Source organism: Thermohalobaculum sp. (genome assembly GCF_058622915.1).
In genome coordinates this window covers 1-10,592 of the sequence record NZ_JBZSYN010000117.1, presented here as the reverse complement: position 1 = coordinate 10,592, position 10,592 = coordinate 1, and the positions used below count along the sequence as shown (strand labels likewise).

Sequence of the window (10,592 nt, the reverse complement as noted above, 5' to 3'; positions counted from 1 at the left end):
TACAGGCCGCCTGTATGAGTTAACGGGCCGGCCGGAGCGGGTGATCCAGCGGGTGGTGGAGGCGGTGAACGGGATGTAGCCGGAGGGTGCTCCGAACCCCATATTTGCACGCAGGGCGAAACCGGCGGCAGGTCGTCCCGACCGAGCTTACGATCGCGGCTGAGGCAGAATGGTGGGTCCAGAGGACCCACCCTACAGGCTACGTGCCATGTGCTCGCTGAAGATTGAATAGCCCGCCCTAAGCCGCCTTCTCGCGCCGGATGCGCTCCATCTCGCCCGCCACGATGCGCTCGTGGTGCTCCTCGGGGGCGCGGGCGCGGCTCAGGTCGATCTCGGGGGCGAGCGGGCCCTGCGTCCTGTGGCCGCGCAGGGCAAGGCCCAGGAGCTTGAGCGGGTTGCGAAACGCGATATCGGCCGCGGTGGGCTCGTAGCCGCAATGCGCCATGCAGTCGGCGCACTTGGCGTAGTTGCCGGTGCCGTACTTCTCCCACTCGGTGGTCTCGATCAGCTCGGCAAAGCTCTGCGCGTAGCCCTCGCCCAGGAGGTAGCACGGGCGCTGCCAGCCGAACACGTTGCGCGTGGGCATGCCCCACGGCGTGCAGTGCATCTCCTGGTTGCCCAGCAGGAAGTCGAGGAAGACCGGCGAGTGCGAGAGGTTCCACCTGGCGCTGCGCGCCTGGCCCAGCCGCCAGACCTCGCGGAAGAACTCCTTGGTGCGGCGGCGGTTGAGGAAGTGCTCCTGGTCCGGGGCGCGCTCGTACGCGAAGCCGGGCGAGATCGAGATCCCGACGCCCAGGCCCGTGGCGTAGTCGAGGAAGTCGGCCAGTGCCTCGGCCGGATGGCCCTCGAAGATGGTGGCGTTGACGTTGACGCGGAAGCCGCGCGCCTGCGCCGCCTTGATCGCCGAGACGGCGCGCTCGAACACGCCCTCCTGGCAGACCGAGCGGTCGTGGTGCTCCTTGAGCCCGTCGAGATGGACGGAGAAGAACAGGTAGGGCGAGGGCTCGAACAGGTCGAGCTTCTTCTCGAGCAGCATGGCGTTGGTGCACAGCGAGACGTAGAAGCGCCGCTCCACCAGCCCGCGCACGATCTCGCCGATCTCCTTGTGGATCAGCGGCTCGCCGCCGGGGATGGCGACCATGGGGGCGCCGCATTCCTCGGCCGCCTGCCAGCACTCCTCGGGGCTGAGGCGGCGGTTCAGGATCGCGGCCGGATAGTCGATCTTGCCGCAGCCGGCGCAGGCCAGGTTGCAGCGAAACAGCGGCTCGAGCATGAGCACCAGCGGATAGCGCTTGCGCCCCATCAGCTTCTGCTTCGCGATGTAGCCGGCCACCCTGATCTGCTGGCGGACTGGAACGCCCATGTTTCCTCCGTTCGTCGGCCGAAATGCCTGCGGCTGACACACCTACGTAACGCAGCCGGGCGCCTTAGCAAAGCCCCGTGCCTGCGGCGCGAGCGCGCAACTCTAGATGGAGTTCTTGCGCATGAAGTCGAGCAGCGCCGGGGCGCCCCCCTTCTTGAGGATCGAGCCGAACTCGTCGCGCTTGAGCACCAGGAAGGAGACGCCGCCGACCATGATGTCGATCACCAGCGGCCCGCGGTCGGCGAAGTCGCGCAGCCGGTATTCCACCGGCAGCGGCCCGCCGCTGGCGCGCGGGATCTCGGCGGTGACCAGCACGTCGCGGCGCACGGTCTGGGCGCCGTCCACCTTGGGCGCGGAATCCAGCCCGTTGCCGAACTGATCGGCATAGAGGTGGGCGAGGAAGCCCGGCAGCAGGTTGCGGAAGGTCGCGCGCTGCTCGGTGGTCAGGCCGCGGTCGCCCACGAGGAACCGCTCCCACACGTCGAAGGCGAAGGCCTTGGAGATCGCCTGCTTCAGCTTCGCCGTGTCCTTGGCGACCATGGCGCTGTGCGCGTTGTCGACCAGGGTCTTGACCACCTGGGTCGCGGCCTGCTCGGCCGCGGTGTCGGCGCGCGCGGGCGCCGGGGCGTGGGCGAGGAGGAGGAGGGCGGCGGCGGTGGCGGCGATGACGCGTCTCACGTGGCTGCTCCCGTTGGCTGCGTTCGGCTCGGGCCGGGACCGGTCAGGACCCCGAGATCGGCGCGCCCAGATAGCGCCGGGCGGCCTGGATCAGTGCAGGGGTCAAGTTAAACGTCATTCCCACCGCGGCAAGCACCGCGACCGACAACAGCACGCCCATGGAGGCGATGCCGCGGTGGTTCGACAGGCCCAGCGTGCCGAAGGCGGCGATGGTGGTCAGGGCGCTGTAGAGCACGGCGCGCGGCGTCGAGGTGTCGAAGATCGAGCCGGAGATGCGGCTGCCGCGAATGGCGAAGTGCACGCCGCTGTCGATGCCGATGCCGATCAAGAGCGGCAGCACCAGAACGTTGGCGTAGTTGAACGGCATGGCCAGGAGGACGCTGGCCCCCGCCGTCACCCCCGCGGCCAAGAGGAGCGGCAGCAGGATGGCGAACACGCGGTAGAAGTCGCGCAGGATCAGCCAGGCCAGCAGCGTGCAGCCGAGCAGCGCCAGGAGCGTCGCCTCGACGATCGCCGCGCCGATGGCACGGGCGGCGCCGTGGATCAGGTCGGGCGGGCCCGCGGCGTTCGGCGCCACCGAATGCACCGCCTTGACGAAGGCGGCGCGCGGCCCCGGCTGGCTGACGTCGCCCGAGGGCGTCGCCTCGATGCGGAACAGGCCGTCCTTGTTGATGTAGCGGTCGCGGATGCTGGCCGGCAGGGTCTTGAGGCTGACCTCGCCGACGTTGAGCTGCAGCTTGAGACGGTGGATCAGAAGCGGGAAGTAGCGGAACAGCTCGCCCGCCAGCGCCCCGTCGGCGGCGGCGGTGCGCCGCCCGGCATAGGCCGAGAGCTCGCGAGAGAGCGCCTGCGCCCCCGCCCCCGGCAGCGCGGACAGGCGCTTGGCCAGACTCTCGGGCGTGACCTTGCTCGAGGCGCCCGTGAGGTTGGTCGGCGCGCCCTCGACCGCGTGCTGGATCGAGGGGTAGGCGATGTCGATCAGGTCGAGCTTGGCCTGCTGGTGCTGGGGCACGAAGTCGCCGGCCCAGACCGTCTGGGCAACCTGGGGCAGCTTGTCGAGCCGGCTCGCCAGGGCGCCGGCCTGCTTGGCGTTCGGGGCCAGCGCGTCGAGGCTGTAGGGCGTGAGCGAGGGATCCGCCGTCAGCCAGTGGAAGGCGCGCACCGAGGGCGCCTTGGGGTCGCGCAGGTTCATCGGGTTGGCATCGAAATGCGAGAACGGCGACAGCCCGACGCCGGCGAGCCCGATGGCCAGCGTGAGCCAGGGCAGCAGGCCCTGGATGTGGCGCGGCGGCTGGATCAGCGGCTTGGGCACGGAGCCCTTGTCGAGCTGGGGCCACAGCACGATGGCCGCCGGGATCACGGTGACCGAGCAGACCAGCGCGATCAGCACCCCCGCCCCGCCGATCAGCCCCAGCTGGGCCATGCCGACGAAGTCGGTGGTGGCGAAGGCGAAGAAGGCCACCGCCGTGGTCGCGGCGCTGAGCACCAGCGCGCCGCCCAGCGCCCGGCCCGAGCGCACCAGCGCCACGCGGCGGCTGGAGACCTCGGCCCGGTGCTCGTCGAAATGGGTGATGAAGTGGATGGCGTAGTCGATCCCCAGCCCCACCATCAGCACCACGAAGGCGATCGAGACCAGGTTCAGCGCCCCGATCGCCACCCCGGCGAAGCCCGCGGTCAGCACCAGCGTCACCGCCAGCGTGCCCAGCGCCAGCACCGTGCGCGCCCAGGAGCCGAGCGCGAGGCGCAGCAGCCCGGCGACGAACAGCACCGAGAGCACCATGGACAGCGGCAGGCTGTTCTGCACGCTCTGCAGCTCCTGGGCGCGCAGCGCCTGGTCGCCGGTGACCCCGATCTGCACCGAGGAGGCCAGCTCGGGATTGAGCCGCCCGATCGCCTGATGCAGCGCCGCCAGCGCCGCCTGCGCCGGTTGCAGCGAGGTGAAGTCGAGCTTGGGCTGTAACACAATGACCCGGGTCGTCAGGCCGCCATTGCCGCCGCCCAGCACCGAGCTCCAGCCGAAGGGGCGGTCGCGCCCCTCGCGCGCGGCGGCAAACACGGCGGCCGCCTCGTGGTAGACCGGCTCGAGCTTGGCGGTGCCCGCACCGCCCTTCTGGGCCAGCAGCGTGGCCGAATTGATGGCGCGCAGAAAGCCGTCGAGGCTGGGATCGCTGCGCAGCGTGGCCAGCACGTTGGAGGCCTCGCTGAGCCGGGCGAGCCGGGCATCCAGCTCGTTGCGGCTGAGATAGAGCAGCGCGTGCGAGACCAGGAAGGGATCGGCCGCCGGCGCGAACACCTCGCGGAACACGTCGTGGCGGCGCGACAGCGCGCCCGACAGCGCCACCACCGCGGCGTCGGCCGCGTCGGCCACCTTCGAGCGCACCACCACGACCATGCTTTCGGTCAGGCTGGGGAAGGCGTGGTCCATCCTGTGCTCGCGCTGGCGGAAGGGCAGTGTCTCGGAGAGCATCCGGCTCGAATCGGTGTCCACGCTGAGCCGAAAGGCGCCCGCCACCGACAGGCCGAGCAGGAACAGCACGCCCGCAAGCACCGTGCCCGGACGCGACGAGACGAATCCCACCCACGCCCCGATGGCGTCGCGCATCCGGTCTCGCGGCCGCTTTCGTTGCAATAGCTGCTCCCTTGCCACGCTTGCGCAAAGACACGGGTATCGGGCACCAAGCCGCTTGAGGCAAGGGGTGCGCCGGGCTAGTTTCCCCTCTCGGCCCGCTCACGACCTGGCAACCCCGAATCGATAACAGGCAACATTCACAACCGTGGCGACGCGCGCCCGCGCGAGCGTTCAGAGGAGAGACTTTATGCGGATTAACGTCCTTCGCTGCCTCGCGGTTGCGGTTCTGCTCTCGGGGCTGGCCGGCTGCGCCACCGCCAAACCCGGCGACCTCGCGGCCACGGACAAGTTCCCCAAGTTCAACCACGCGATGCTCGACTTCAACATCGCGCTGGACAAGAACGTGCTCAAGCCAGCCTCGGAAGGCTATGCCTTCGTCATGCCGACTCTGTTCAAGCACTTGATCAGGAACGGGTTCAATCACCTTGAATTGCCTGGTGATTTCATCAATTTCCTGCTTCAGGGCGAGATCCACCCGGCGCTGGAGACGCTGGGCCGCTTCACCATCAACACGCTGATGGGCGGGGGCGGGCTGCTCGATCCCGCGACCGAGATGGGCCTGCCCAAGCAGGACACCAACTTCGGCATCACGCTGGGCAAGCACGGCGTCGAGGAGGGATCCTATCTGGTGCTGCCCTTCATGGGGCCGCAGACCGTGCGCGGCGCCTTCGGCAGCATCGTCGACAAGGCGCTGGACCCGCTGACCTATCTGGGCCAGGTGGCGCCGAGCGCCAGCCCCGAGGCCGGCATCGCGCTGACCGTGACCGACAAGGTCGACCAGCGCTATCGCAACGCCGACGTGATCAACGAGCTGCTCTACAAGAGCTCCGATCCCTATGTCACGTTGCGCTCGGTCTACCTGCAGCACCTGCGCTCGGAGGTCGGCGGCTCGAAGGGCGGCGCGGCGGCCCTGCCCGACATCTTCGACCAGCAGTCGGGCGGGCAGAGCCAGCAGTCGGGCGGGCAGAAGAAGACCGCGCCGTCCGGCAGCGGACAGCAGCAGAAGACCGCGCAGTAGCGGCAGGAGCCATGCGAGGGCCGGGTGAGTTGATGGATGGCACGACTGCAGGTTTCGGCGAGGCGCTGGCGGTGGCCGCGCGGCGCACCGAGCGGATGCTCGAGCGCTGCCTGCCCCCCGCCGGCGAGGAGAGGGGCGAGGGGCGGGGCGGGGAGCCGGGCGAAGGGTCGCTGAGGGCGGCGATGCGCTATGCCGTGCTGGGCGGCGGCAAGCGGCTGCGCGGCTTCCTCGCGCTCGAGGCCGCGCGGCTGTTCGAGCCCGAGGGTCCCGGCGCCGAGCGCGTGGCGGCGGCGGTGGAGTGCCTGCACGCCTACAGCCTGGTGCACGACGACCTGCCCTGCATGGACGACGACGACCTCAGGCGCGGCCAGCCCACGGTGCACCGGGCCTGGGACGAGGCGACCGCGGTGCTGGCCGGCGACGCGCTGCAGACGCTGGCCTTCGAGATCCTGGCCGACCCGGCGACGCATGCCGAGGGCGAGGTGCGCGCGCGGCTGGTGCTGCGGCTGGCCGAGGCCTCGGGCCATGCCGGCATGGTCGGCGGGCAGGCGATCGACCTCGCCGCCGAGAAGTCCGCCGCGCCGCTCGGGGCCGAGGCGGTGCGGCGGCTGCAGGCGCTGAAGACCGGCGCCCTGATCGGCTTCGCTGCCGAGGGCGGCGCCATCGTCGCCGGGGCGGGCGAGGCCGACGTCGCGCGCATCCGCGCTTATGCGCGAGCGCTGGGCGAGGCATTCCAGATCGCCGACGACCTGCTCGACCTGACCGCGAGCGAGGCCGAGCTGGGCAAGCGCGTGCGCAAGGACGCCGAGGCCGGCAAGGCGACCTTCGTCGACATCCTGGGGGTCGAGGGCGCGCGCGCCCGCGCCCGCGAGCTGATCGACGAGGCCGCCGCGGCGCTGGCGCCCTATGGCGCGCGGGCCGGCATGCTGGTGGCCGCCGCGCATTTCGTGGTCGAGCGGCGCAGCTGAGGGCGGGGCCCCGAGCGCGGGGCGCGCGCGAGACAGTTTCAAGAAATCAGCCGGGAATATTCCCCTCAATAAGTTTGACAATGCGCGGCCCCCCGCTCAAGGCTTGGGGCCCGGACGACAAGGGGGAGGATGATCGCCATGGCCGGGGCGGACGCGCCGCTTCTGGAGGCGCGCAACATCGTCAAGACGTTCGGCGAGTTCGCCGCCAATGACGACGTCAGCCTGACCATCCGCGCCGGCGAGAAGCACGCGCTTCTGGGCGAGAACGGCGCCGGCAAGTCGACCCTGGTCAAGATGATCTACGGCGTCATGCAGCCCACCGCCGGCGCATTCCGCTGGCAGGGCGAGCCCAGGGTGATCCACAAGCCGGCCGAGGCGCGGGCGCTTGGCATCGGCATGGTGTTCCAGCACTTCTCGGTGTTCGACGCGCTGAGCGTGGCCGAGAACATCGCGCTGGCGCTGCCGCCGCAGCCGATGCGGGCGCTGAGCCGGCGCATTGCGGAGGTCTCGGAGTCCTACGGGCTGGCGATCGACCCGCGCCGCGCGGTGCACACGCTCTCGGTGGGCGAGAAGCAGCGCGTCGAGATCATCCGCTGCCTGCTGCAGAATCCCCGGCTCCTGATCATGGACGAGCCGACCTCGGTCTTGACGCCGCAGGAGGCCGAGATGCTGTTCCGCACGCTCGACAAGCTGGCCGCCGAGGGCTGCGCCGTGCTCTATATCTCGCACCGGCTCGAGGAGGTGCGGGCGCTGTGCGACACCGCCACCATCCTGCGCCAAGGCAAGGTGGTGGCGAGCTGCGACCCGCGCGCCGAGACCGCGCGCTCGCTGGCCGAGATGATGGTCGGCAGCGAGATCCTCTCGGTCGACAAGGAGGGCGCGGGCGCGCCCGGGCCGGTGCGGCTCAGGGTCGACCGGCTGGACCTGCCCGCGGCGTCGGAGTTCGCGGTGACGCTCAGCGCCATCTCGCTCGAGGTGCATGGCGGCGAGATCGTCGGCATCGCCGGGGTCGCCGGCGAGGGCCAGTCCGAGCTGATGGAGGCGCTGACCGGCGAGGTGCGCGCGGCCCGCGCCGAGGCGGTGCTGATCGACGGCGCCGCGGTGGGCCGCGCCGATCCGACGCGCCGGCGCCTGGCCGGGGCCGCCTTCGTGCCAGAGGAGCGCAACGGCCACGCCGCCGTGGGCGACATGACCCTGCCCGAGAACATCGTCCTGTCGCACCACAGCGCCGAGCACCTGACGCGCGGCGGCTGGCTGGACTTCGCCAGGGCGCGCGACTGGGCCGCGCGCGTGCGCCACGCCTTCGACGTGCGCGCGGGCGCGCGGGACCCGATCGCCGGCTCGCTCTCGGGCGGCAACCTGCAGAAGTTCGTGGTCGGGCGCGAGATCCTGCGCGACCCGGGCGTGCTGGTGGTGAACCAGCCGACCTGGGGCGTGGATGCGGGCGCCGCCGCGCTGATCCGCCGGGCGCTGATCGAGCTGGCGGCCAAGGGCGCGGCGGTGCTGGTGATCAGCCAGGACCTGGAGGAGATCTTCTCGATCTGCGACCGCATCGCGGTGATCCACCACGGGCGGCTGTCGCGGCCCTACCCGGCGGCCGAGATGACGCCCGAGAAGGTCGGCCTGCTGATGGGCGGGGCGCATCCCGAATCGGCCGAGATCGCCGACGTGGAGGCGGCCTGATGATCCGGCTCGAGCCCCGGGCCCAGCCCTCGCGGGTGCTGATGTGGCTGTCGCCGGTGATCGCGGTGGCGCTGACGCTGGCGGCCGCGGCGCTGTTGATGGCGGCGATGGGCCGGCCGCCGGCGCAGGCGCTCTATGTCTACTTCTTCCAGCCCTTCCACGACCTGTGGCTGTGGATGACGGCGCCGCCGGCGCAGGCGGCGGCCTGGATCTACACGCCGTCCGAGGTGGTGGTGAAGGCAATCCCGCTGGCGCTGATCGGCTCGGGACTGGCGGTGTGCTTCCGCGCCAATGTGTGGAACATCGGAGCGGCGGGGCAGTACACGCTGGGCGCCATCTTCGGCGGCTGGGTCGCGCTCGCGGCGCCGGCGGACGCCAGCGGCATCTGGCTGGTGCCCTACCTTTTGGCCGGCACGCTGGCGGGCATGGCCTGGGCGGCGATCCCGGCGTTTTTGCGCGTGCGCTTCAACGCCAACGAGATCCTGGTCAGCCTGATGCTCACTTACGTCGCGGCGCTGCTGCTCGACTGGCTGGTGCGCGGGCCGTTCAAGGACCCCGCGGGCTATGGCTTTCCGCAATCGCGCGACTTCGGCGCCGGCTTCATCATGCCGGTGCTGGTGCCGGGCACGCGGCTGCATCTGGGGCTGGTGCTGGCGCTTCTCGCGGCACTGGCGCTGTGGCTGATGATGGGGCGCACGCTCAAGGGCTTCGAGGTGCGGGTGATCGGCGCGGCGCCGCGCGCCGGCGCCTTCGCCGGCTTCTCGCGCAACCGCATGATCTGGTTCGTGCTGCTGCTCTCGGGCGGGCTCGCGGGGCTGGCCGGGGCGACCGAGGTCTCGGCCACGGTGCAGCACCTGCAGCCGACCATCTCGGCGGAGTACGGCTTCACCGCGATCATCGTCGCCTTCCTGGGCCGGCTGAACCCGGCGGGCGCCCTGTTCGGCGCGCTGATCCTGGGCGTGAGCTATATCGGCGGCGAGAACGCGCAGATCGCGCTGAAGCTGCCCAAGGCGGTGACCGGCACTTTCCAGGGCATGCTGCTGTTCTTCCTGCTGGGCTGCGACACGCTGATCCTCTACCGCATCCGGCTGGGCCGGCTGGCGCGGGCCTGAGGGGCGGGGCTGAGAGGCGGGACATGGAGAACTTCCTGATCTCGATGGTGGTGGCGGCGACGCCGCTGCTGCTGGCCGCCACGGGCGAGCTGGTGGCCGAGCGCTCGGGCGTCTTGAACCTCGGGGTCGAGGGCATGATGCTGGTGGGCGCGGTGGTCGCCTTCGCGCTGGCCAACGCCACCGGCTCGGACCTCGTGGCGGTCGTGGGCGGCGCCGCCGCGGGTATGGCCATGGCGCTGGTGTTCGGCGTGCTGGTGCTGAGCCTGATGGCCAACCAGCCGGCGACCGGGCTGGCGCTGACCATCTTCGGCATCGGCGTCTCGGGCCTGATCGGCCAGGGCTATGTCGGCGTGGCGCTCCAGCCCATGCCGCAGCTGGCGGTGCCGGGGCTGTCGACCACCACCGCCGTCGGGCGCATCCTGTTCCACTACGACGCGCTGGTCTATCTCGCCTTCGCGCTGGCCGGGGGCGTGGCCTGGTTCCTCTCGCGCACGCGCGCCGGGCTGGCGCTGAGGGCGATCGGCGACAACCACGACTCGGCGCATGCGCTGGGCTATGACGTGATCGCCACGCGCTATGCCGCGGTGATGTTCGGCGGCGCCTGCGCCGGGCTGGGGGGTGCCTATCTCTCGCTCGCCTACACGCCCATGTGGGCCGAGAACATGACCGCCGGGCGCGGCTGGATCGCGCTGGCGCTGGTGGTCTTCGCCACCTGGAAGCCGGGCCGGCTGGTGGTCGGCGCCTTCCTGTTCGCCGCCGTCACCCAGCTGCAGTTCTACGGCCAGGACTGGGGCATCGGCGTGCCCTCGCAGTTCCTCGCCATGGCGCCCTATGTGGCGACGGTGCTGGCGCTGGTGCTGATCTCGCGCGATGTGAACTTGACGAAAGCCAACGCGCCTGCCTGCATTGGCAGACCATTCCGGGCCGAGCGCTGAGCGGCCCCCAGATTCGCAACAGGGAGAGACGCACCATGATCCGCAAAACCGCCCTCGCGCTGGCCGGGCCCGCGCTGGCCGCGCTGGTCACGGGCACCGGGGCCCACGCCGCCGCCCTCAAGGTGGGCTTCGTCTATGTCGGCCCGGTGGGCGACTTCGGCTACAGCTACCAGCACGACCAGGGTCGCAAGGCGGTGCAGAAGCAC

The 10,592-nt window shown here is 70.9% G+C and carries 8 protein-coding genes; 5 read left to right on the top strand and 3 right to left on the bottom strand.

What is annotated here, in order from left to right:
- Positions 1-238: 238 nt before the first annotated feature.
- The 3 genes from hpnH to AC32QD_RS09155 form a co-directional block, all read right to left on the bottom strand.
- Positions 239-1,363: an adenosyl-hopene transferase HpnH gene (gene hpnH / locus AC32QD_RS09165; RefSeq protein ID WP_492010187.1), complete on the bottom strand. Its 1,125-nt coding sequence runs from the start codon at positions 1,361-1,363 to the stop codon at positions 239-241.
- 102 nt (positions 1,364-1,465) lie between these two features.
- A complete protein-coding gene (locus AC32QD_RS09160) occupies positions 1,466-2,041 on the bottom strand; it encodes an MlaC/ttg2D family ABC transporter substrate-binding protein (protein WP_492010186.1) in 576 nt (191 codons plus the stop codon).
- 43 nt (positions 2,042-2,084) lie between these two features.
- A complete protein-coding gene (locus AC32QD_RS09155) occupies positions 2,085-4,643 on the bottom strand; it encodes an MMPL family transporter (RefSeq protein WP_492010185.1) in 2,559 nt (852 codons plus the stop codon).
- Positions 4,644-4,857: 214 nt separating this feature from the next.
- Between AC32QD_RS09155 and AC32QD_RS09150 the strand changes: the two genes are divergently transcribed.
- From AC32QD_RS09150 to AC32QD_RS09130, 5 genes are all read left to right on the top strand, one after another.
- Entirely contained in the window at positions 4,858-5,688 is an 831-nt protein-coding gene (locus tag AC32QD_RS09150) for an MlaA family lipoprotein (protein ID WP_492010184.1), read from the top strand.
- Between the two features lie 32 nt (positions 5,689-5,720).
- Positions 5,721-6,656: a polyprenyl synthetase family protein gene (locus AC32QD_RS09145; RefSeq protein WP_492010183.1), complete on the top strand. Its 936-nt coding sequence runs from the start codon at positions 5,721-5,723 to the stop codon at positions 6,654-6,656.
- Between the two features lie 138 nt (positions 6,657-6,794).
- The gene (locus AC32QD_RS09140) at positions 6,795-8,339 is read left to right on the top strand and encodes an ABC transporter ATP-binding protein (protein ID WP_492010182.1); all 1,545 of its coding nucleotides are present in this window, start codon (positions 6,795-6,797) and stop codon (positions 8,337-8,339) included.
- Positions 8,339-9,451, top strand: a complete 1,113-nt coding sequence (locus AC32QD_RS09135; RefSeq protein WP_492010181.1) for an ABC transporter permease — start codon at positions 8,339-8,341, stop codon at positions 9,449-9,451. Before AC32QD_RS09140 ends, AC32QD_RS09135 begins: the two co-directional genes overlap by 1 nt.
- A gap of 23 nt (positions 9,452-9,474) precedes the next feature.
- Positions 9,475-10,386, top strand: coding sequence for an ABC transporter permease (locus tag AC32QD_RS09130; RefSeq protein WP_492010180.1), 912 nt, complete (start codon positions 9,475-9,477; stop codon positions 10,384-10,386).
- Positions 10,387-10,592 lie beyond the last annotated feature (206 nt).